20 protein-coding genes and 1 riboswitch are annotated in these 20503 nt (G+C 71.6%); of the genes, 10 read left to right on the top strand and 10 right to left on the bottom strand.

From position 1 onward, the window contains the following. Positions 1–52 precede the first annotated feature (52 nt). From ACWV17_RS10575 to ACWV17_RS10565, 3 genes are all read right to left on the bottom strand, one after another. Positions 53–1261: a lipid-transfer protein gene (locus ACWV17_RS10575; protein ID WP_455359424.1), complete on the bottom strand. Its 1209-nt coding sequence runs from the start codon at positions 1259–1261 to the stop codon at positions 53–55. A 22-nt stretch (positions 1262–1283) separates the two neighbouring features. Further along, positions 1284–3518: an acyl-CoA dehydrogenase gene (locus ACWV17_RS10570; RefSeq protein ID WP_455359423.1), complete on the bottom strand. Its 2235-nt coding sequence runs from the start codon at positions 3516–3518 to the stop codon at positions 1284–1286. 74 nt (positions 3519–3592) lie between these two features. Further along, positions 3593–4087: a GNAT family N-acetyltransferase gene (locus tag ACWV17_RS10565; protein ID WP_455359422.1), complete on the bottom strand. Its 495-nt coding sequence runs from the start codon at positions 4085–4087 to the stop codon at positions 3593–3595. A gap of 140 nt (positions 4088–4227) precedes the next feature. Here ACWV17_RS10565 and ACWV17_RS10560 point away from each other — a divergent pair, with 140 nt between their 5' ends. From ACWV17_RS10560 to ACWV17_RS10535, 6 genes are all read left to right on the top strand, one after another. Continuing rightward, positions 4228–4881, top strand: coding sequence for a class I SAM-dependent methyltransferase (locus ACWV17_RS10560; protein WP_455356095.1), 654 nt, complete (start codon positions 4228–4230; stop codon positions 4879–4881). A gap of 173 nt (positions 4882–5054) precedes the next feature. After that, positions 5055–6008 carry an N-acetylmuramoyl-L-alanine amidase gene (locus tag ACWV17_RS10555; protein ID WP_455359421.1) on the top strand — a complete coding sequence of 318 codons (954 nt, stop codon included), beginning with the start codon at positions 5055–5057 and terminating at the stop codon, positions 6006–6008. A 141-nt stretch (positions 6009–6149) separates the two neighbouring features. Then, the gene (locus tag ACWV17_RS10550) at positions 6150–6998 is read left to right on the top strand and encodes a hypothetical protein (RefSeq protein WP_455359420.1); all 849 of its coding nucleotides are present in this window, start codon (positions 6150–6152) and stop codon (positions 6996–6998) included. Between the two features lie 116 nt (positions 6999–7114). Then, complete coding sequence (locus ACWV17_RS10545) at positions 7115–8125, top strand: LLM class F420-dependent oxidoreductase (RefSeq protein WP_455356098.1); 1011 nt, start codon at positions 7115–7117, stop codon at positions 8123–8125. Between the two features lie 74 nt (positions 8126–8199). Continuing rightward, positions 8200–8574: a type II toxin-antitoxin system RelE/ParE family toxin gene (locus tag ACWV17_RS10540; RefSeq protein WP_455359419.1), complete on the top strand. Its 375-nt coding sequence runs from the start codon at positions 8200–8202 to the stop codon at positions 8572–8574. Then, on the top strand, positions 8571–8891 hold the full coding sequence (locus ACWV17_RS10535; RefSeq protein ID WP_455359418.1) for a helix-turn-helix domain-containing protein: 321 nt from the start codon (positions 8571–8573) through the stop codon (positions 8889–8891). Before ACWV17_RS10540 ends, ACWV17_RS10535 begins: the two co-directional genes overlap by 4 nt. Before the next feature lie 8 nt (positions 8892–8899). On the opposite strand, the gene ACWV17_RS10530 is transcribed toward ACWV17_RS10535, so the two are convergent. Then, entirely contained in the window at positions 8900–9736 is an 837-nt protein-coding gene (locus ACWV17_RS10530; RefSeq protein ID WP_455359417.1) for a maleylpyruvate isomerase family mycothiol-dependent enzyme, read from the bottom strand. Between the two features lie 99 nt (positions 9737–9835). Between ACWV17_RS10530 and ACWV17_RS10525 the strand changes: the two genes are divergently transcribed. Then, positions 9836–10129 (top strand): hypothetical protein, encoded by a 294-nt coding sequence (locus ACWV17_RS10525; protein ID WP_455356101.1) that lies wholly within the window; start codon positions 9836–9838, stop codon positions 10127–10129. 30 nt (positions 10130–10159) lie between these two features. On the opposite strand, the gene ACWV17_RS10520 is transcribed toward ACWV17_RS10525, so the two are convergent. The 3 genes from ACWV17_RS10520 to ACWV17_RS10510 form a co-directional block, all read right to left on the bottom strand. Further along, the gene (locus ACWV17_RS10520; RefSeq protein ID WP_455359460.1) at positions 10160–11257 is read right to left on the bottom strand and encodes a prenyltransferase; all 1098 of its coding nucleotides are present in this window, start codon (positions 11255–11257) and stop codon (positions 10160–10162) included. A 2-nt stretch (positions 11258–11259) separates the two neighbouring features. Beyond that, a complete protein-coding gene (locus ACWV17_RS10515; RefSeq protein WP_455359416.1) occupies positions 11260–11991 on the bottom strand; it encodes a class I SAM-dependent methyltransferase in 732 nt (243 codons plus the stop codon). A gap of 145 nt (positions 11992–12136) precedes the next feature. Continuing rightward, positions 12137–13486 carry a glycosyltransferase family 4 protein gene (locus tag ACWV17_RS10510; RefSeq protein ID WP_455359415.1) on the bottom strand — a complete coding sequence of 450 codons (1350 nt, stop codon included), beginning with the start codon at positions 13484–13486 and terminating at the stop codon, positions 12137–12139. A gap of 229 nt (positions 13487–13715) precedes the next feature. Between ACWV17_RS10510 and ACWV17_RS10505 the strand changes: the two genes are divergently transcribed. Beyond that, positions 13716–14345, top strand: a complete 630-nt coding sequence (locus tag ACWV17_RS10505; protein WP_455356104.1) for a TetR family transcriptional regulator — start codon at positions 13716–13718, stop codon at positions 14343–14345. 79 nt (positions 14346–14424) lie between these two features. On the opposite strand, the gene ACWV17_RS10500 is transcribed toward ACWV17_RS10505, so the two are convergent. The 3 genes from ACWV17_RS10500 to ACWV17_RS10490 all read right to left on the bottom strand — a co-directional run bounded on the left by ACWV17_RS10500 (position 14425) and on the right by ACWV17_RS10490 (position 17355). After that, the gene (locus ACWV17_RS10500; RefSeq protein ID WP_455359414.1) at positions 14425–14658 is read right to left on the bottom strand and encodes a ferredoxin; all 234 of its coding nucleotides are present in this window, start codon (positions 14656–14658) and stop codon (positions 14425–14427) included. Then, positions 14658–16115 (bottom strand): aldehyde dehydrogenase, encoded by a 1458-nt coding sequence (locus ACWV17_RS10495; RefSeq protein WP_455359459.1) that lies wholly within the window; start codon positions 16113–16115, stop codon positions 14658–14660. Before ACWV17_RS10495 ends, ACWV17_RS10500 begins: the two co-directional genes overlap by 1 nt. Positions 16116–16212: 97 nt before the next feature. Then, positions 16213–17355, bottom strand: coding sequence for an AI-2E family transporter (locus ACWV17_RS10490; RefSeq protein WP_455359458.1), 1143 nt, complete (start codon positions 17353–17355; stop codon positions 16213–16215). Positions 17356–17658: 303 nt separating this feature from the next. Between ACWV17_RS10490 and ACWV17_RS10485 the strand changes: the two genes are divergently transcribed. After that, complete coding sequence (locus ACWV17_RS10485; RefSeq protein ID WP_455359413.1) at positions 17659–18837, top strand: serine hydrolase domain-containing protein; 1179 nt, start codon at positions 17659–17661, stop codon at positions 18835–18837. A 97-nt stretch (positions 18838–18934) separates the two neighbouring features. After that, entirely contained in the window at positions 18935–19984 is a 1050-nt protein-coding gene (locus ACWV17_RS10480; protein WP_455359412.1) for an MBL fold metallo-hydrolase, read from the top strand. A 344-nt stretch (positions 19985–20328) separates the two neighbouring features. Next, a riboswitch (cobalamin riboswitch) is annotated at positions 20329–20480 on the top strand. The last annotated feature ends 23 nt before the right edge of the window (positions 20481–20503 follow it).

Below are 20503 nucleotides of genomic sequence, written 5' to 3'. Positions count from 1 at the left end.
TTCCGCCGCTGGACCTACGACTTCAGGACCTACGACATTTCGCCCCCACCTTTCAGGACCTGCGCAGCAGGGTCACGACCGCCGCGCCGCCCAGCCCGATGTTGTGCGCGAGTCCCACCCGCGCACCCGCCACCTGACGTGCGCCGGCCTCACCGCGCAGCTGCCAGACCAGTTCGGCGGCCTGCGCCAGGCCGGTGGCGCCGAGCGGGTGGCCCTTGGAGATCAGGCCGCCGGACGGATTGACGACCCACCGGCCGCCGTACGTCGTCGCGCCGCTCTCCACGAGCTTTCCCGACTCGCCGTCCGCGCACAGCCCGAGCGCCTCGTACGTCAGCAGCTCGTTGACGGAGAAGCAGTCGTGCAGCTCGATGACGTCCACGTCCTCGATGCCGAGTCCGGACGCCTCGTACACCTGCCGGGCCGCGGCACGCGACATCGGCTTGCCGACGACGTCGATGCACGAGCCGGACGCGAAGCTGTCGCCGGTGTCGGTCGTCATCGCCTGGGCCGCGATCTCGACGGCCCGGCCGTGCAGGCCGTGCCGGCCGACGAAGCGCTCCGAGACGACGACGGCGGCCGCCGAGCCGTCGGAGGTCGGCGAGCACTGCAGCTTGGTCAGCGGCCGGTGGATGGTCCTGGCGGCGAGGATCTCGTCCACCGTCCAGACGTCCTGGAACTGGGCGCGCGGGTTGTCCGCCGAGTGCCGGTGGTTCTTGGCGGCGACGGCGGCGAGCTGCGCCTGCGTCGTGCCGTACCGCTCCATGTGCTCGCGCGCCGCGTTGCCGAAGATCTGCGCGGTGGGAGGGGACATCTCGAAGCCGTGGCCCGCCGCCATGACCCCGTAGTGACGCGCGACCGGCGAGGTCGCGAAGGCATCCGCGCCCCCGCCGCCCGCGCCCTCCGCGCCGCCGCCCAGGGCTCCCTTCTTCATCTTCTCGAAGCCCAGCGCGAGGACGCAGTCGCTGAGCCCGCCCTCGACGAACTGCCGGGCCATCATCAGGGCCGTCGAGCCGGTCGCGCAGTTGTTGTTGACGTTGTATACGGGGACGCCGGTCAGGCCCAGTTCGTACAGGGCCCGCTGGCCGGCCGTCGAGGCCTGGAAGCAGTAACCGGCGGCCACCTGCTGCACCTGCTCGTACGCCAGCCCGGCGTCGGCCAGCGCCTGTGTGCCCGCCTCCTCGGCCATGTCCCAGTACTGCCAGTCGCGGCTCTCGGGCTTCTCGAACTTCGTCATGCCCACACCGACGATGTAGCTCTTCATGGTCCGTCCCCTTGACGTCTCGTCAGTCTCGCGGAAGGCCGAGGATGCGCTCGGCGACGACATTGAGCTGGACCTGTGTCGTACCGCCCGCGATGGTCAGGCAGCGCGACATCAGGAAGTCGTGCACGGCCCGCTCCCCCGGACCCTCGCGCACCGCGCCGGCCGGTCCAAGGAGTTCGAGCGTCAGCTCGGCGGTCGCCTGCTGGTGCCGGGTCTGCGCGAGCTTGCGGACGCTCGCCCCCGCGCCCGGCTCCACGCCCGACACCTGCCGCATGGTGGTCCGCAGCCCGATGCAGGCGAGGGCGTGCGCCTCGGCGGCGAGCGCCCCGATACGTGCCCGGTACGCGCCGTCCAGCTCCGCCGACCGGGTGAGCAGCGCCTCAAGCCCGGTGTCGAAGGTCAACTGGTCCGCCATGTGGACGCGTTCGTTGCCAAGGGTGTTGCGGGCAACCTGCCAGCCACCGTCCACCTGACCGACCACGGCGTCGGCGGGCAGCAGGACGTCGTCGAAGTAGACCTCGTTGAAGAGCGACTCCCCGGTGATCTCCCTGAGCGGCCGGATGTCGATCCCCCGCGCGGCCTTCATCTCGACGACGAAGTAGGTGAGCCCCTGGTGCCGGGGAGCGTCCGGGTTGGTACGGGCGAGGAGGATGCCGTGGTCCGCCCCCTGCGCGGCGCTGGTCCACACCTTCTGGCCGTTGACACGCCAGCGCCCGTCCTCCGTACGCTCCGCCCTCGTGCGCAGCGACGCCAGATCGGACCCGGCCCCCGGCTCCGAGAAGAGCTGGCACCACAGCAGCTCGCCGCGCAGGGTGGGCAGCAGGTAGCGGTCCCGCTGCTCCCGGCTCCCGTACGCGATGAGCGAGGGCACCACCCAGGTCGCGATCCCCAGATCGCTCATCTTCACCCCGGCCGCCCTGAGTTCCTGCTGTACGGCGAGTTGCTGGACGGGGCCCGCGCCCAGGCCGTACGGCGGTGGAAGGTGCGCGGCGGCGTACCCGGTGGGCGCGAGGGCCCGCCGGGCGGCCGCCGGGTCCAGGCCGCGCGCCCGCCGGATCACCTCGCGCGCCTGGTCCCGGTATCGCCGCGCCTCGGGCGGCAGCTCCAGCTTCAGCTCCCGGCGGGCGCCGGCCACGGCGAGCCGTACCGCGTGCTGCCGGTGTACGTCCCCCGCGCCGAGCAGCTGGCGCGCGACCGTGGCCCGGCGGAGATGGAGGTGCGCGTCGTGCTCCCAGGTGAAGCCGATGCCGCCGAGGATCTGAATGCAGTCCTTGGCGCAGGTGTACGCGGCGTCGAGGGCGGTGGCGGCGGCGAGCGAGGCGACGAGGCCGCGTACCCGCGGATCCGGTTCGTCGTCCGGCTCCGCCGCGCGGGCCGCGTCCCAGGCGAGCGCGCGGGCCTGCTCGACCCGTACGAGCATGTCGGCGCACAGGTGCTTGATTCCCTGGAACCGCCCGATGGGACGGCCGAACTGCTCACGCACCTTGGCGTACGCGGTGGCCGTCTCCAGCGCCCACGCGGCGGTACCGCACGCGTCGGCGGCGAGGACGACCGCGGCGAGGTCCCGTACCCGCGCACTGCTGATGGGGAGGACCCGCCCGGCCGGAATCACGACCCCCCGTGCGCGGACCTCCGCGGTCGGGCGGGTCGGGTCGGCGCTCTCGTGTGCGCGCACGGTGAGGTCCGCCGCGTCGACCGCGAGCCACACCGTCGCGTCGGCGCCCCCGGCCGCCTCCGGCTTCCCCTTTGGTTCCGGCTCCGACTCCGGCTCCGCCCGCGCGGCGAGCAGGACGAGGTCCGCCTCGGCGCCACCGAGCACAGGCGGCGCGGTGCCGTCGAGCAGGTAGCCGCCGCCCGCCACGGCGACGGCGGTGAGCGAACCCGTGCCGAGCGCGACGGCGCCGATCCGCTCGCCGGCCGCCAGCGCGCCGACCAGGTCCCGGGGCCCGTCCGCCCGGGCCAGTACCGCGGAGGCCAGCACGCTCGGCAGATACGGTCCGGGCAGCGCGGCGCGTCCGGTCTCCTCCAGCGCGACGGCCAGGTCGAGCATGCCGCCGCCCCCGCCGCCGTACGCCTCCGGCAGGTGCAGGCCGAGGAGGCCCTGCGCGGCAAGGCCGTCCCAGTAACCGGGCCGGCCCGTCCCGCCGGCCGGAGCGTCGAGGACCTTGCGCACCTCGGCGGCGGGCACCGCCCGCGCCACCCACCCCCGCACAGCCCCGGCCAGCGCCCGCTGCTCCTGAGTGATCCCGATGCCCATGCGAACCCTCGCCGTCGCCGTGGTGGGTGAGCGGCGGCCAGACTAGAACACGTTCCAATCTGACGGAAGGTCAGTTACGCGGCCGGCTCACCCAGGCTCCTCGTGTAGCGCAGCCCCGGACGGCCGTCCAGCAGGGTCTCGCCGGTGGATACGAATCCCGTGCGGACCAGTACGGCTTGTGAGCCGGCATTGTCCAGGGTCGTCACGGCCCGCAGCGCGGTCAGGCCGTACTCCGCTGCGGCCAGGACACATATCCGACGGACCGCGGCGGTGGCCAGGCCCTGGCCGGCGGCCCGCTCGGCGATCCGGTACCCGAGCTCGGCAGAACCGTCCGTCACATCGATCAGGTTGACCCGGCCCAGTACCTCACCACCGCTGTCCACCAGCACATGGAAGAAGCACACCCCGGCGGCCTGCTCGGCGAGCAGGGCGCTGTGCCGTGCGTCGAACCGGGCGAAGTAGTCGTCGCCACGGTCCGGAACCGACGCGGCGAAGTAGGCCCGGTTCTCCCGTTCGAACGCGAGCAGGGCGGGGGCGTGGTCAGGGCGGAGGCGCTGGAGTTCGGGCATGGGAGCACGGTACGCATCCCCGCACGGCGCATGCCGGGTCCGGGCCCCCGCCTCCTCGCACCCCCCACCCCGCCCGTCCGCCCGCCGCAGGCGGTACGGCAGCATGGGGCGCCCCGAGCCGTACCACCCTGGAGGAAGCCATGGCACCCAAGCCGGAGACTCTCGCCGCCTTCGAGGCCGCCAAGGGCTTCATGCCGGTACGCGAGGGGCTCGCCCTGCACCAGGCCGCCACCGCCGCCGGCGCGCTCGGGCTGCCGCTGCTGGAGGTCGGTACGTACTGCGGCCGCTCGACGCTTCTGCTCGCCGACGCCGCCCGCGAGGCCGGCGTGACCGCGATCACGGTCGACCACCACCGCGGCAGCGAGGAGCAGCAGCCCGGCTGGGAGTACCACGACCCGGCCGTGGTCGACCCGGAGGTGGGGCGGATGGACACCCTGCCGACGTTCCGCCGGACCCTCCACCAGGCCGGTCTGGAGGACCACGTCGTCGCGATCGTCGGCCGGTCCCCGCAGGTCGCGGCCGTCTGGGGCGGCAGCCTCGGTCTCGTCTTCATCGACGGCGGACACACCGACGAGCACGCGACCGGCGACTACGAGGGCTGGACGCCCCACCTCGCCGAGGGCGGCCTCCTGGTCATCCACGACGTCTTCCCCGACCCGGCCGACGGCGGCCAGGCCCCGTACCGGATCTACCGGCGAGCCCTGGACTCCGGGAGCTTCACCGAGGTCTCGGCGACCGACTCGCTGCGTGTCCTGCGCCGCACCAGCCCCGGTATCCGACCGCGCAGGGCTTAGGTCCTGTCCGGGCGATCAGGCTGGATCAGCGAGCGGCGTCTGGTGCGTGCAGCTGCAAGGCGGCCGGGTTCGCCCATAGCGGAGCTATGGGCGGATTCGGCCAACGCGGCAGATGTGCGTGCCAGACGACGGGAGCCCAGCATGATCGGCCGGACAGGGCCTAACATCGCGACGTGCCGTACGACGACAGCCCCTCCCCCTCCCCGCGCCGCCCGCGCCGCGCCTCCCCCCTCGGTGTCGCGCTGGCCGCGCTGGTGCCGAGCTGCCTCGCGGGGTGGCTGCTCTGGCAGGCGATGAGCACGCCGGCGGACCAGGAACCGCCCCGGGTGCTGCCGCTGCCCAGCCAGTCCGGTACCCCCGGCGCGACGCCCGGCGGCGCGACCCCCGGTACGAGCGAGCAGCCGCCCGCGACCGTGACGGCGACGCCGCCCACCAAGGACGACAAGCCGGGCGGGCCGCTCGCGGGCAAGGTGGTGGTCGTCGACGCCGGCCACAACCCGGGCAACTTCAAGCACACCCGCGAGATCAACCAGCTGGTCGACATCGGCACGAACAAGAAGGAATGCGACACCACCGGCACGTCCACCAACGCCGGTTACACCGAGGCCGCCTTCACCCTGGACGTCTCCCGCCGACTGCGCGCCCTCCTTGAGCAGCAGGGCGTGATGGTCGTCTTCACCCAGAACGACGACCGCCCGTTCGGCCCGTGCATCGACGAGCGCGCACGCGTCGGCAACGAGGCGAAGGCCGACGCGGTCGTCTCCGTCCACGCGGACGGCTCGGCGGCCGGCCACCGCGGCTTCCACGTCATCCTTCCCGCACCGGTGAAGGGCGGGTCGGCGGACACCGCGCCGATCGTCGGCCCCTCGCGGGAGCTGGGCGAGCGGATCGCGGGCCGGTTCGTCCGGGCGACGGGCAGCGCGCCGTCCAACTACGTGGGCGGCGGAACGGGGTTGGACGTACGCAAGGACCTCGGCGGGCTCAACCTGTCCACCGTGCCGAAGGTGTTCGTCGAGTGCGGAAACATGCGGGACGCGAAGGACGCGGCCCTGCTGACGAGTCCGGAGTGGCGCCAGAAGGCGGCCCAGGGCATCGCGGACGGCATTGCCGACTACCTGGCGGGGTAGGTGCGGGTCTGATACCCGGCGGACGCCCCGGCCGGGCGGGCGATAGATTCATCCGTGCGATGGGGAGCCGCCCGAACTGAGCACCCCCCAGCTTCGCACCGCGAAACCGCCCCGACGAGACGACCGAAGAAGGACTTTCACGTGAACATCCGCTCCCTCACTCGAGGCGACGGCGTGGTGATCGGAGCAGCGGTGTTGCTGTTCATCGCCTCGTTCCTCAATATCCAGGACCTCAGCGCCTTCGGCAACGACGTGACCGTGAACGCGTGGGACTTCACCTCGATCCTGGGGAGTGTCTTCCTGGCCGGCATCATCGGCGCGGCGCTGATCGTCATCGCCCGCGCGCTGCCGCAGCCGCGCAAGGTCGCCGGGCTCGACCTGGGGCAGTTCGGGGTCGCGTTCGCCGTCTTCGCCGCCTGGTCGGCGTTCTGGGCGATCATCGACATCGAAGAGGCCGGGATCGGCATGATCCTCGGTCTGATCGCGGCTCTGATCCTCGCGGGTGCCGCGGTCGCCACTCCGCTCGTCCCCGCCCTCCAGGCCGGCCTCATCCCCGCTCCCAAGCCGCAGGCCCCGTCTCCGTACGGCGGCCAGCCCGGGCACCCGGGCCAGCCGGGTCAGGGGTACGGCTACCCGGGCCAGACGCAGCAGCCCTACGGCGGCCAGCCGGGTCAGCCCGGCCAGCCCGGCCCCGGTCCGCAGCAGTCGTTCGGCGGGCAGCCCCAGGGCGGGCAGGCCCCGCACCCGCAGCAGGCCGGCCAGCCGCAGCCCGGCGCCGGTGCTCCGGCGGCCGACTTCGCGCCGTTCTGGTTCGCGGTCCCGGTCGCCCGCCCGCTGTACGCCGAGGACGGCTCGCCCACCCCGATCGCCGAGCTCGCGCCCGGGACCTGGTACCTCGCGGTGGAGCAGCGCGGATCCGCTCTGGTCGCCCAGACGCAGGACGGCCGCCGCGGCGTCCTCCAGGACACCACCGGCATCCAGCGCGGCTGAGCGCGACGCCCAGCCGCACACAGCCGCACACAGCCGCACACTGACGGCCCCTCGCCCTTCCGGGCGGGGGGCCGTTGCCCTACAGTCTCCTGACGCTTCGTCAGGAAGGGGACGGCATGCGTCTCGGACTCGCACTCGGCTACTGGGGACGCGGCCCCGACCCCGCCCATCTCGACCTCGCCGTGCAGGCCGAGCGTCTCGGGTACGACTCGGTGTGGACCGCGGAGGCCTGGGGCTCCGACGCCTTCACCCCGCTGACCTGGATCGCGGCGCACACCTCGCGCATCCGCCTGGGCACCGCAATCGCGCAGATGGCCGCCCGCAGCCCCACGGCCACCGCGATGCACGCGCTCACCCTCGACCATCTCTCCGGTGGCCGCATGCTGCTCGGGCTCGGGCTGTCCGGACCGCAGGTGGTGGAGGGGTGGTACGGGCGCCCCTTCCCCGGCAGCCCGCTGACCGCGACCCGTGAGTACGTCGAGGTGGTCCGCCAAGTCCTGCGCCGGGAAGGGCCGGTGGAACTCGACGGCCGCTTCCACTCCCACCCGTACCGCGGCCCCGGCGGCACCGGCATCGGCAAACCGCTCAAGCCGATCACCCACCCCCTGCGGGCGGATCTTCCGGTCCTGCTGGGTGCCGAGGGGCCGAAGAACATCGCCCAGACCACCCGGATCGCGGACGGCTGGCTGCCGCTGTACTGGTCACCCCTGCGTACCGACGTGTACGCGGCCTCGCTCGCGGACCTGCCGCCCGGCTTCGTGATCGCGCCGATGGCCCGCGCGCAGGTGTGCGACGACGTGGCCGAGGGGCTGCTGCCCGTGAAGGCGATGCTCGGCTTCTACATCGGCGGCATGGGACACGCCGCCCGGAACTTCCACGCGGACCTGATGGCCAGGATGGGCTTCGCGGCCGAGGCCCGCCGCATCCAGGAGCTCTTCCTCGCCGGCCGCAAGGAGGAGGCGGTGCTGGCCGTCCCGGACGCCTTCGCCGACGAGATCTCGCTCGTCGGCCCGCGCGAACGCATCGCGGAGCGGCTGGAGTTGTGGCGCAAGGGCCCGGTCACCGACCTGCTCGTGACGGCCCCGGACCCGGTGACCCTGCGAGTGCTGGCCGAGCTGAACAATTGAGACCGTGCACACGATCGTGTGATCGCAGCGGACTATGCCCGCGCCGGTCTCCGCCGCGCGCATAGGTTCCGCGCATGGCAGCGCGGTACGACATCGAGATCGAGCCCGAGGTGCGATCCTGGCTCGAATCCCTTCCCAGAGACCTCTACCGCATTGTGGAGCGGCACGCGGACCGCTTGGCGGATGCTCCGACAACCCTCGGGGAGCCGTATTCGCGGCATCTGAAGGGACCCGTCCGCGAGCTGCGCTTCCATCTCGGCACGAGCCCCTTCCGTATCTCCTACTGGCTCGCACCCAACCGCCGTATCGTGTTGCTTACGGTCTTCCGCAAGACCCGCATGCGTGAGGACGCACAGGTCGAACGCGCAATGCGCGCCCAGAAGGAGTGCGAGGCCGCACATTGCCCGGCCCAGGGCGAGTACCACCGGACGTTCGAGGAGCAGGCATGAGCCAGGGCTACCACACTCAGTGGAAGATCCCCGACGAGCACCGAGCCGATCCCGCCTACATCGAGGCGGGCGCGGCGATCGCGCTCGGCCAGGCGGTGTACGACTTTCGAGCAGCGCTCGGGATCTCGGAAGCCGAGCTTGCCCGCCGGGCCGGACTTGCCGAGGCCGAGATCGAGCAGATCGAGGGAGGCGGCGCGACTCCCACGCTGGCGCTGCTGAGGAAGTTGGCCTCAGCCCTGGATGCCCAGCTCGATCTTTCCATCGACTCGGACGAAATGTCCCTGGCCTTCGTGCCGCACGCGCCGCACGCCGCCTGACAGCCGGCTCAGCCGAACGTCGCCCGCGTCAGCCAGAAGTCCAGCAGCTCCGCGTCCCCGAGTACCTCCACGCGGTCGCTACCGGCGGGCAGCCGCCGGTAGAAGACCTGAAGCACGTCGGTGAGCGGTCCGCGCAGGGCGACCGTCGCCTTCTCGTGGCCGTGGCGCCAGGTGAACCCGTCCTCGCCGAACTCGATGAGCCACTCCGCGCCGGGCACGTCCGTCGCGTGCAGGTGGATGCTGCGGCCCGCGCCGCGCAGCTCCGCGGCCTCCTTGTCGGTCCCGGTGGACTGGGCCCAGCTCACGATGTCCAGCCACTCGTCGATCGTGTCCGCCGCGACCTCCGGGTCCACCTCGAAGACGATGCCGGCGGCGGTCGCCGCGTCCGCACGGTGGACGACCGTCTCATGGGCCATCCGCCGCGCCCAGAATCCGGAGCGCTGCTCGGCCGCCCACGTCCACACGGAGGTGTCCGGGCCGGCCTCCCGGAGCGTCGCGGCGAGTTTCTCGGCGCCCTCCTCCAGCCACGCGTCCAGCGCGGCGGCTTCGGCGTCACCGGGCCCGAGGAAGTCCGGCACCTGGTTCTCCGGGACCTCGGCCGTGGCCCTGGTACGTACGGTCGACTCGACCCAGCGGTGTGCGCCGCCCACATGCCGGGCGAGGTGCCCCAGCGTCCAGTCGGGGCACGTGGGCACGGTCACGGAGAGGTCGGCGTCGATGAGTACCGCCCTCAGCCGGTCGGTCTGTACGACGATCTCGTCGCAGTAGCGTTCATGCCCCAAGCCGCTCGGCCCGGGAGGTTCGGTCGGTTCGCTCGGTTCGCTCGGGTCTGTCAGGTCAGTCATGCGGCCACCCTAGGCATGACCAGGGCCGGGTGAAAGGCCGTTACCGCCCGGCCGATGCCGTTCGCGTTTCAAGCGCGGGAAACCGGCAACAAGGTCGGCATGTCTCCCAGAACACACACCGGAAGCAACCAGGCGGGGCGCATAGTCGCCATCATCGCCGACGTTCTGGCCTTCATCATCGGCCTCTGGATTCTGATGTACCTGCTCGACGCGAACCGGGCCAACGACCTGGTCGCGTTCGTCCAGGACGCCGCCCGCTGGCTGGCCGGGTGGTCGCACGACCTGTTCACGTTCGACGAGGAATGGGCGCGTGTCGTCGCCGGGTACGGTCTCGCGGCCGTCGTGTATCTCTTCATCGGCCATGCCGTGGCGGGCATGCTCCGCCGCCACTGAGCGCGCCGCTCGCCGGCCGTCCCCACCCGCCTACCGGCAGCAGTCCGGCTCGAGCCCGGCCGGCAGCCGCTCCCCGCCGAAGACCGCGGTGGTCGCCTCGTCTCCCCCCAGAGCGGCCACCGCCAGCAGCAGCGACCCCGCCGTCCAGGTGGTCTGCTCGACCGGCCAGACCGCCCGGTCCCGGAAGACGTACCCGGTCCAGTACATGCCGTTCTCCGCGCGCAGGTGCTGCACCGACTGGAGTATCTCCAGCGCCCGGTCGGACTCGCCCATCGCCCAGAGGGCCAGGGCGAGTTCGCAGCTCTCGCCACCGGTCACCCACGGGTTGGGCAGCACACAGCGCACGCCGAGGCCGGGCACGACGAACTCGTCCCAGCGCTCCTCGATCCGCTCCCTGGCGGCCCGGCCGGTCAGCGCGCCGCCGAGGACGGGGTAGTACCAGTCCATCGAGTAGTGGTTCTTGTCGAGGAAGCGCTCGGGGTGGCTGCGGACCGCGTGGCCCAGTGCCCCGGCCGCCAGCTCCCAGTCGGGCTGTGGCTCCTCCCGCTGCTCCGCGATGGCGAGCGCGCAGCGCAACGCCTGGTAGATGGACGAACTACCGGTCAGCAACGCGTCGTTGACCGCCGCGCCGCCGTCCTCCGGGGCCTCCCGCTTCCAGCCGATCTCGCCACCCGGCTGCTGCAGCGCGAGGACGAACTCGACGGCCGCGAAGACCGTCGGCCACATCCGCTCGACGAAGGCGTCGTCGCCCGTGGCCAGGTAGTGGTGCCAGACGCCGACGGCGACGTACGCGCAGAAGTTGGTCTCCCGGCCGCGGTCGGCCGGCCGTTCGGTGTCCACGCCGTCGGCGCCGTCCTGGTACGCCGCGTACCAGGAGCCGTCCTCGTTCTGGTGGGCGGCGAGCCAGTCGTACGCGCGGGCGGCCGCCTCGTGTTCGCCCGCCGCGTCGAGCGCCATGGCCGCCTCGGTGTGGTCCCACGGGTCGAGGTGGTGGCCGCGGAACCAGGGTATGGCGCCGTCCTCGCGCTGGACGGCGAGGATCCCGGCGACGGTCTGGGCGGCCTGCTCCGCGGTGAGTACGCCGGGCAGGACGAGGTGTTCGGTGCGCCCGGGGCCATGCCCGAACACGGTCACGCGCCCACCTCGGGGGTGTGCGGCTTGGTCGCGTACGCCACGAAACTCTTGCCGATCAGCGGGTTCAGCGCCTGCTCGGCGAGCCGGGTGGCCAGCGGCTTCTTCATGATGTCCCAGACCAGCAGCTTGTGATACGCCTTCACCGGCAGCGCCTGGTCGTTGTCCACCCCGAACGCGCACTTGAGCCACCAGTACGGCGAGTGCAGGCCGTGCGCGTGGTGCGTGCCGTACGGCTTGAGTCCGGCCTCCCGCATCTTGCCGAGCAGCTCGTCGGCCCGGTAGATGCGGATGTGGCCGCCCTCGACCTCGTGGTACGCGTCGGAGAGCGCCCAGCAGATCTTCTCGGGCCCGTAACGCGGCACGGTGATCGCGATGCGCCCGCCGGGCCTCAGTACGCGCACCATCTCGGCGAGCACGCCCTTGTCGTCGGGGATGTGCTCCATCACCTCGGAGATGATCACGACGTCGAAGCTGTCGTCGGGGAACGGCAGCGCGAGTGCGTCGCCCTCCATGGCGGTGGCGGTCGCGCCGGCCGGCGCCTCCCCGGCCTCCTTCATCGCGGCGAACCACTTGGCCACCTCGCGGATCTCCTCGCCGTTGCGGTCTAGGGCGACCACCTGGGCGCCGCGCCGGTAGCACTCGAAGGCGTGCCGGCCGGCGCCGCAGCCGAGATCGAGCACGCGATCGCCTGCGGCGAGCGGGAAGCGGGAGAAGTCCACGGTCAGCAACGGGTCCTGCTTTCGCGGTCGAGTCGGCGGGGGGAGTGTCGGGCGTGTCGGTGGGAGGCCAGTCCGCGGGCGGCATGGGGAACGGCCTCGGTGGTGGCGGGGCAGCCGGCCGTCGCGGCCGCCGGGCGGCCGGGGGCGCGGGACGTCACCGTGCGCCTCCGCCCACCGCGGCGGCGCCGCGGCCGGCCCGTGCGGCGATCGCCGCGCGGTAGTGCTCGGCGGTGCCGAGGGCGGCCTGGCGCCAGGTGAACCGGGCCAGCACCCGCTGCCGGCCGGCGGCGCCGAGCCGCGCGCGCAGGGCGGAATCGCCCAGCAGCCGGCCCAGCGCGGCGGCGAGCGCGCCCGCGTCGCCGGGTTCCACGGCGAGGCAGGTCTCGCCGTCGGTGCCGGCGACCTCCGGGATCGCACCGCCGGTGGTGGCGACGAGCGGGGTCCCGGTCGCCATGGCCTCGGCGGCGGGCAGCGAGAAGCCTTCGTACAGCGACGGGACGCAGGCGACCTGCGCGCCGCGCACCAGGTCGACGAGTTCCTGGTCGGTGATGCCCTTCACGAACTCGACCGCGTCCTGGAGGCCGTACCGCTCGATGGCCTGCGCGACGGGCCCGTCCTCGGCCCGCTTGCCGACGACGACCAGGTGCGCGTGCGGGACCTCCGTGCGCAGCTTGGCGAGCGCCTCGACGAGGTGGATCAGCCCCTTGAGCGGCACGTCGGCGCTGGACGTCGTGACGATCCGGCCGGGGACCTCGGCGACCGCGGGGTCGGGCGAGAAGAGGTCGGTGTCGGCGCCGATGTGGACGACGTGCACGCGGTCCCGGCGGACGCCGAGGTGGTCGACGATCTCCTGCTTGGAGGAGCCGGAGACGGTCAGTACGGACGGCAGCCGGCGCGCGACCCGCTTCTGCATACGCGTAAAGCCGTACCAGCGGCGTACGGAGGCACGCCTGCGCCAGTCCTGGGCGGCGTCGAGATCGAGCTGCCGGTCGACGGTGATGGGGTGGTGGATCGTGGTGACCAGCGGCGCGCCGAGGTCGGCGAGCAGCCCGTAGCCGAGGGTCTGGTTGTCGTGAATCACGTCGAACTCGCCCCGGCGGGCGGCCAGATGGCGCCGCGCGCGCAGCGAGAAGGTCAGCGGCTCGGGAAAGCCGCCGGTCCACATGGTGGAGACCTCGAGGGCGTCGATCCAGTCGCGGTACTCGTCGCGCTTGGGGGTACGGAAGGGGTCGGGGTGCCGGTAGAGGTCGAGGCTGGGCAGCTCGGTGAGCGGGACGCCCCCGTCGAGTACGGGGTAGGGCTGCGAGCCGATCACTTCGACCTGGTGGCCGAGCAGGGCCAGCTCGCGGGAGAGGTGCCGTACGTAGACGCCCTGGCCCCCGCAGAACGGGTTGCCCTTGTAGGTGAGCAGTGCGATGCGCAGCGGACGGCCGTCGTCGGCGCTCTCGCGCGTACGGGGAGCCTCGCCGGCACGAGGGCCCGCCACTATGGCCTCAGCGGTCACTCTCGGGCCCCCTTCTCACTGCTCTTTCGCCGGAGCGTAACCGCTCGCGCTAATCTAGAACAAGTTTCAGACTTGCTCGACCAAGAAGCTCTGAATCTACCGGCAGGTAGCGAAGCCGGAAGGGGCGGTTCAGGTGATTCGCGCCACGGCAGCGGCTCCTGCCATGCTGGGCCGCCCGGACGAGCACAGCCCAGAGCAGAGCGCGGATGAATGCCACGGAATGGGACACATGACAGCGGAAGCCAAGGCAGCCACCCCGGCGTCTCCGCCCCTGACTGAACGCCAGGAAGCGCGCCGCCGCCGCATCCTGCATGCCAGCGCCCAACTGGCGAGCCGGGGCGGCTTCGACGCCGTACAGATGCGTGAGGTCGCCGAGTCGTCGAGCGTCGCGCTGGGGACGCTCTACCGCTACTTCCCGTCCAAGATCCATCTGCTGGTCGCCACCATGCAGGACCAGCTCCAGCACCTGCACACGACGCTGCGCAAGCGCCCCCCGGCCGGGGACGACCCGGCCGCCCGGGTCGCGGAGACGCTGATGCGGGCCTTCCGCGCGCTCCAGCGCGAACCGCATCTGGCGGACGCGATGGTCCGGGCGCTGACCTTCGCGGACCGCAGCGTCAGCCCCGAGGTGGACACGGTCTCGCGGCTGACCACGGCGATCATCCTGGACGCGATGGGCCTGGACGGCCCGCCCACCCCTGAACAGCTCTCGGCGGTCCGGGTCATCGAGCACACCTGGCACTCGGCGCTGATCACCTGGCTGTCGGGCCGCGCGTCCATCGCACAGGTGAAGATCGACATCGAAACGGTCTGCCGCCTGATCGACCTGACGACGCCGGGCGACGCGCCGTCACGGTGACGCGGGTCGCGGTGGCCGCAGGGCAGAAGTTGCCCGTGCGATCACCGCAGGAGTGTCGCACGGGCTCGGGGCGCCCCGCTCACTCCTCGGGCGGGAACACCGCCTCTCCGCCGTCCAGCAGCGTGATCGTGATCGCCTCCACCGGGCATCCCTCGGCCGCCGCCAGCACCTGCTCGTTGGCGTCGGTCTCGGACGTCCGCGGGTGCGACTGGCGGGCCGAGTCCAGCGTGAAGCCGGTGGGCGCGTGGTTCACGCACATGCCCGACCCGATGCAGACCCCGCGGTCCACCTCGACGTGCCAGCGGTCCCCCATCAGCCCTCCCACCCGGAAGGCAGGTGGATCATCTTGTGCTCCAGGTACTCGCCGAAGCCCTCGGGCCCGAACTCCCGCCCCAGACCGGAGCTCTTGTAGCCGCCGAAGGGCCCGAGCATGTCGAGGCTGAAGGTGTTCACGTTGTACGTACCGGTCCGCACCCCGCGCGCGAACTCGATGCCGCGCTCGACGTCCGCCGTCCAGACGCTGCCGCTCAGCCCGTAGTCCGAGTCGTTGGCGAGCGTGGCCGCCTCGCCCTCGTCCCCGTACGGCAGCAGGCAGATGACCGGCCCGAAGATCTCCTCGCGGGCGATCCGCATCCCGTTGTCGACCCCGCCGAACAGGGTCGGCTCGACGTACCACCCACGCTCCTGGCCGGCCGGACGCCCGCCGCCCGCAAGGATCTTGGCGCCTTCCTCCTGGCCGATCCTGATGTAGTCGAGCGAGCGCTGCTGCTGGCGCCGGGCCACCAGCGGGCCGACCTGGGTCGCCGGGTCCAGTGGATCACCGACCACCAGCGCGCCGGCCGCCGCCGCGAATGCCTCGGCGATCTCGTCGTACCGGCTGCGCGGGGCGAGGATGCGGGTCTGGGCGACGCAGGCCTGGCCGTTGTTCATCCACGCGGCGGGCACGATCCCGGCGACCGCCGCGTCCAGATCCGCGTCGGGCAGGATCACGGCCGCGGACTTGCCGCCCAGTTCGAGCGTGACACGGGTGAGATTGCGCGCGGCCACCTCCATCACGCGCTTGCCCGCCGCCACCGATCCGGTGAACGACACCTTGTCGACCCCCGGGTGGCCGACCAGGTACTCGCTCACCTCCCGGTCGGCCGGGACGATCGACAGCACCCCCTCGGGCAGCCCGGCCTCCCGCGCGATCTCGGCCAGGATGTAGGAGTCGAGCGGCGATTCGGGCGAGGGCTTGAGCACCACCGTGCAGCCCGCGAGCAGCGCCGGCCCGAGCTTGGCGGCCGCGGTGAACTGCGGGACGTTCCAGGGAATGACGGCCGCGACCACGCCGACCGGCTCCCGCCGCACGAGAATCCGCCCGAGCACCCCGGTCCGCCGCTCCTCGTACGGAAAGTCGCGGGCGACCGTGATCGCCGCGTCCCATACCATCATCGCGCCGAGCGCCTGGGCTAGGACGCTCCAGGAGTACGGGGAGCCGTTCTGCGCGCTGATGGACCTGGCCAGCTCCTCGTGCCGTACGGCGATCGCGTCCTTGATCCGGGTCACGACGGCGATCCGCTCGTCCAGGCTCGTCCGGGGCCAGGGCCCCTCGTCGAACGCCCGGCGGGCGGCGGCGACCGCGCGGTCCACGTCCGCGCGCGAGGCGTGCGGGACCCGGCCGATGACCTGCTCGGTATGGGGCGAGATCACGTCGATGGTGTCGCGGCCGAGGGGGTCGGCCCACTCCCCGCCGATGAACAGCTTTTCGTGTTCCACGAGCTCGGTCATGGCTTCGGTCATGGCTGATGCCTCCTGCGGGGGCCGGACCGGGGGTACCGGGGTTCCTGACTCCGTTCCTGACACTGCCTCAGAACTGATACCAGTTCTACTTGCAGGAGTCCACGGCAGGCGGCTCACCGGGTCCGACACTGTCCGGGTCCGACGCCTTGTCCGACCGGCGCAGGGCTTGCCGTGCCGACCAGAGAACGGACACGAGCGGTACGGCCACGACCGCGCCCACCACCCCCGCCGCGATGGCGCCGCCGATGACGGAGAGCGCGACGACCACGGGGTGCAGCCGGACGGCCCAGCTCATCACGATCGGGTGCAGAAGGTGTCCTTCGATCTGGCCGATGATCACGATCAGCCCCGCGACGATCGCCGCGACGACCGGCCCCTTCGATGCGAGGGCCACCACCGCGGCCACCGCGAGAGCGACGGGCGAGCCGATCAGCGGAATGAAGGCGGCGAAGAACTCCAGCAGTGCCAGCGGTACCGCCAGCGGGACCCCGAGGGCGAAGAGCGCCACACCGACCAGGATGGCGTTGGTCGCCGCCACCAGCACGATGCCGTGCGTGTAACCGGTGAACGTCCGCCACGCGGCCCGGCCGGCGACGGCCACCCTGCCCCGGACGGTCAGGGGCAGCTGGTCGCAGATCCAGCTCCACTGCCGGTCGCCCGAGTGGATGAAGAAGACCGAACAGAACAGTGCCAGGGCGAACACCGTCAGGACCTCCACCAGCCGGCCCGCGCCGCTGACAGCCGTACTGATCAGAGTGGACCGATGGTCCGACAGGAACCGTCCGATCCGGGACTGGACGTCTGAGAGCACGTCCGGGTTCAGCCGGAAGGGCGGTTCCTCCAGCCGGCGCTCGATCCTGCCGATGCCCTCGCCGAACTCCCTTTGCAGGCCGGCCCGCTCGGCGGCCACCACCTCACCGATCAGGGCCAGGATTCCGAGTACGAGGACGATGCTGCCGATCAGCGTCACGGCAACGGCCAACGGCCGTGGGACACGGTGGGTCAGCAGATCCGCCACCGGCCTGAGCATCGCGGTGACGACCAGGCCGAGGAACACGGCCACGGCGATCTCGTGAAACCGTCCCAGCACGGAGAAGACGGCGTAGACGGCGGCCCCCACCACGAGGATCCGCCACGCGTACGCGGCAGCCGTCCGCAGTGCCGGAAACACCCGGCCCTCGCCCCCCGACGCCGGCCCCACGCCTTCACCCGACTGCCGGGCGGGCATACGGTTCATGCCGCGCGGTGCCCGGCGCCGTGCCTGGCGCGACGCCGCGCGGATCAGGTTCCGCCGCGCCGCGGACGGCGCGCCGGGGTCCGGGTTCGTGCGCCGCGTGTCCGGTTGCCTGGGCATCCCTAGCTCGTACCACCAGGAACCCGTCACCCCACGCGCCAGGCGTCACATTCGCCCGAAGGCACCCGGGCCGCTGCTGAAGCGCGGCGGCCGACACCGACGGTTAGCATGCGAAACGAGGCCCGCAATTGCGACACGGGGGAATCGCAGCCTTCGACCCTGTATGGAGGCTCCACCGTGCGACGCAGACCCAGGACAGTCCTCCTCATGTGCCTGCACCTGCTCATGGGCACTTGCCTGGCGGGCTGCGTCACCGCTGATGCCGAGAGCGCGCCGAAGCCATGTCCGTCCGGCCAGGTCTCCCGAGGCGGCACCTGCATTCCGGCCGGCACCGCCGACTTCATCAGGAAGCAGGTCGAAGACTCCCTGAAGAAATACAAACTCAACGCAGCCATCGCGGGAGTGTGGGTCAACGGGGAAAGAGTTTCGACCGTCGCTTCAGGGGAGTCGATGACGGGAGTCCCCGTTTCGACGGACATGCATTTCCGGATCGGCGCGGTCGCGATTCCCTATCTGACGACCGAACTGCTCAAGCTGGTGGACGAGGGCAAGGTCAAGCTCGGCGACAAGATCTCCCGGTGGCGCCCCGACCTCCCGCACGCGGACGAGATCACGCTGAAGATGCTGGCCTCCACGACCTCCGGATACTCGGACTACGTCCAGGACCGCACATTCCTGGCCGATCTGTACAAGAATCCGTTCCGGCAGTGGACGGCGGAAGAACTGGTGAAGATCTCCGTCTCCAAGCCCCTCGTGAAACCTCCGGGAACGGGTTTCGTTTACTCGCACGCCAATTGGGTGATCCTGGGTGACATCATCTCGAAGGTGGAGAAGAAGCCGCTGGCGGAGGTGATGCGGAACGACATCCTGAAGCCCCTCGGCCTGACCGGGACCGACAACCCGTCCACAGCCGATATCACGCCCCCGGTGTTGCATGCCTTCGACAACGAACGGGACGTATTCGAGGACTCCACCTACTGGGACCCGTCATGGACGCTGGCACCGGGAGCGGTCATGACGGGAACGCTGGAGGACCTGGGGAAGACGATGGCGGCGCTGGGCGAGGGGAAGCTACTGACGCCCGAGTCTCACCGAGCACAGATCACCCCCGTGTCCAAGCTGTCACCGACGACGGACTACGCCCTCGGAGTGGCGGTGCAGAACAGCTGGCTCCTGCAGAACCCGTCATTCGCCGGCTACCAGGCCACGGTCGCCTACCTGCCGTCCAAGAAGATCGCGATCGCGACGGTCGGGACCCAGGGAATCGGCAGCAACGCCGCGAAGAACTTCACCACCCCGCTCCTGGCATCGATCGCCAACCACATCGCTCCGGACCGGCCGTTGAAGGCCGACTGACCGCAGTACGGATCAAATGGTCGACTTGGGCGACCATTGGAACCAGTTCTAGTTATAGTGACCCTCATGGCTGTGCCGCCGGAGAGATGAGGGGCCCATGACCCAGGTGTCCGACCACGGTGGAGGCGTCTGGAGCATCAAGGTCCCCATCCCGGACAATCCGCTCGGCCACACCCTCGTCCACCTGCTCGACACCGACCGCGGCCCGGTGCTGATCGACACCGGCTGGGACGATCCCACCTCCTGGGACACCCTGGTCGCCGGACTCACCGCGCTCGACGTGGACATCGCCGACATCCACGGCGTCGTCATCACCCACCACCACCCCGACCACCACGGGCTCTCCGGGCAGGTCCGTGACGCGTCCGGCGCCTGGATCGCGATGCACGCGGCCGACACCGAGGTCATCCAGCGCACCCGCACCGCCGAGCCCGGCGTCTGGCTCGACTACCTGGCCACCAAACTGGCCGCCGCCGGCGCCCCCGACGAGCACACCGCCCCGCTGCGCGCCGCCCGCGCGTCCGGGCGGATGCGGACCCTGCCGGGGCTGCGCGCCGCCCTCCCCGACCGGGAGATTATCCCTGGCGAACTCCTCGACCTGGCCGGACGCCGGCTGCGCGCCATCTGGACGCCGGGCCACACCCCCGGCCACGTCTGCCTGCACCTGGAGGAGGACCACCCGGCGAACCTCCCCGGCAACGGGCGGCTCTTCTCCGGCGACCACCTGCTCCCCGGGATCTCCCCGCACATCGGCCTGTACGAGGACCCGGAGGACACCAGGGTCACCGACCCCCTCGGCGACTACCTCGACTCCCTCGAACGCATCGGCCGCCTGGCCCCCGCCGAGGTCCTCCCGGCCCACCAGCACGCGTTCACCGACGCCCCCGCCCGGGTACGGGAGTTGCTCGCCCACCACGAGGAACGGCTCCAGGGGCTCCTGGACCTGATCACCACCCCGCTCACGCCCTGGCAGCTCGCGGAGCGCATGGAGTGGAACCGCCCGTGGGAGCAGATCCCGTACGGCTCAAGGAACATCGCGGTCTCGGAGGCGGAGGCCCATCTGCGCCGCCTGGTGAAACTGGGCCGGGCGGAACCGGTCCCGGGCAGCACCCCGGTCACGTACCGGGCCGTACAGGCGTGTCGGTAGGGTTCGCGCATGTCTTCGTCGCTCCGCCTGCGGCTGGTGGGGTTCCTGATGGGCCCGCTTCGCGGTGCGGTCCGTATGCGAAGAGGTACGCAGGCGTGGCCAGACGCGCGTGCCGACCAGATAGAGGCCGTGCAACTTGGCATGGGTAGCGAAGTCCTCACCCTCGCTCGCCACTTGCTCATGGACAGCACATCCACGGTCGACGAACTGCGTTTCGCAGCCCGCCGGTTGTCGGAATGCCTGGCCGATGCGCTGCGCGTCGCGGAGAGCCGGGGGCGTCGGCTTCGGTCCCGGCCGCAGTCCTGACAGGGCCACGACCCCGGTCCCGCCCCGCGGGCGGGTTGCTACGGGCCGGTAGAGTGAGCCCGTCGTCATCACGTCGTACAGGGGGAAGCCGGTGCAAATCCGGCGCTGACCCCGCAACCGTGAGCCGCCCTCGCCGGCGGTGAGTCGGACTGCCCTGTCGGACGTGACCGGCTCGTGCCGCCGGAAGTCCCCGGTGGCCGGCACCGTCGAGGT

The organism is Streptomyces mabaensis (assembly GCF_053763515.1).
Note: the sequence above shows the minus strand (reverse complement) of the source record. Positions and strands in the feature narration are given on the sequence as shown.

What these genes read in the sequence shown, in the direction of transcription:
- ACWV17_RS10575 (WP_455359424.1), bottom strand. Translation starts at nt 1,261, where the DNA reads ATGAAGAGCTACATCGTCGGTGTGGGCATGACGAAGTTCGAGAAGCCC.
- ACWV17_RS10570 (WP_455359423.1), bottom strand. Translation starts at nt 3,518, where the DNA reads ATGGGCATCGGGATCACTCAGGAGCAGCGGGCGCTGGCCGGGGCTGTG.
- ACWV17_RS10565 (WP_455359422.1), bottom strand. Translation starts at nt 4,087, where the DNA reads ATGCCCGAACTCCAGCGCCTCCGCCCTGACCACGCCCCCGCCCTGCTC.
- ACWV17_RS10560 (WP_455356095.1), top strand. Translation starts at nt 4,228, where the DNA reads ATGGCACCCAAGCCGGAGACTCTCGCCGCCTTCGAGGCCGCCAAGGGC.
- ACWV17_RS10545 (WP_455356098.1), top strand. Translation starts at nt 7,115, where the DNA reads ATGCGTCTCGGACTCGCACTCGGCTACTGGGGACGCGGCCCCGACCCC.
- ACWV17_RS10540 (WP_455359419.1), top strand. Translation starts at nt 8,200, where the DNA reads ATGGCAGCGCGGTACGACATCGAGATCGAGCCCGAGGTGCGATCCTGG.
- ACWV17_RS10535 (WP_455359418.1), top strand. Translation starts at nt 8,571, where the DNA reads ATGAGCCAGGGCTACCACACTCAGTGGAAGATCCCCGACGAGCACCGA.
- ACWV17_RS10530 (WP_455359417.1), bottom strand. Translation starts at nt 9,736, where the DNA reads ATGACTGACCTGACAGACCCGAGCGAACCGAGCGAACCGACCGAACCT.
- ACWV17_RS10525 (WP_455356101.1), top strand. Translation starts at nt 9,836, where the DNA reads ATGTCTCCCAGAACACACACCGGAAGCAACCAGGCGGGGCGCATAGTC.
- ACWV17_RS10505 (WP_455356104.1), top strand. Translation starts at nt 13,716, where the DNA reads ATGACAGCGGAAGCCAAGGCAGCCACCCCGGCGTCTCCGCCCCTGACT.
- ACWV17_RS10500 (WP_455359414.1), bottom strand. Translation starts at nt 14,658, where the DNA reads ATGGGGGACCGCTGGCACGTCGAGGTGGACCGCGGGGTCTGCATCGGG.
- ACWV17_RS10495 (WP_455359459.1), bottom strand. Translation starts at nt 16,115, where the DNA reads ATGACCGAGCTCGTGGAACACGAAAAGCTGTTCATCGGCGGGGAGTGG.
- ACWV17_RS10490 (WP_455359458.1), bottom strand. Translation starts at nt 17,355, where the DNA reads ATGCCCGCCCGGCAGTCGGGTGAAGGCGTGGGGCCGGCGTCGGGGGGC.
- ACWV17_RS10480 (WP_455359412.1), top strand. Translation starts at nt 18,935, where the DNA reads ATGACCCAGGTGTCCGACCACGGTGGAGGCGTCTGGAGCATCAAGGTC.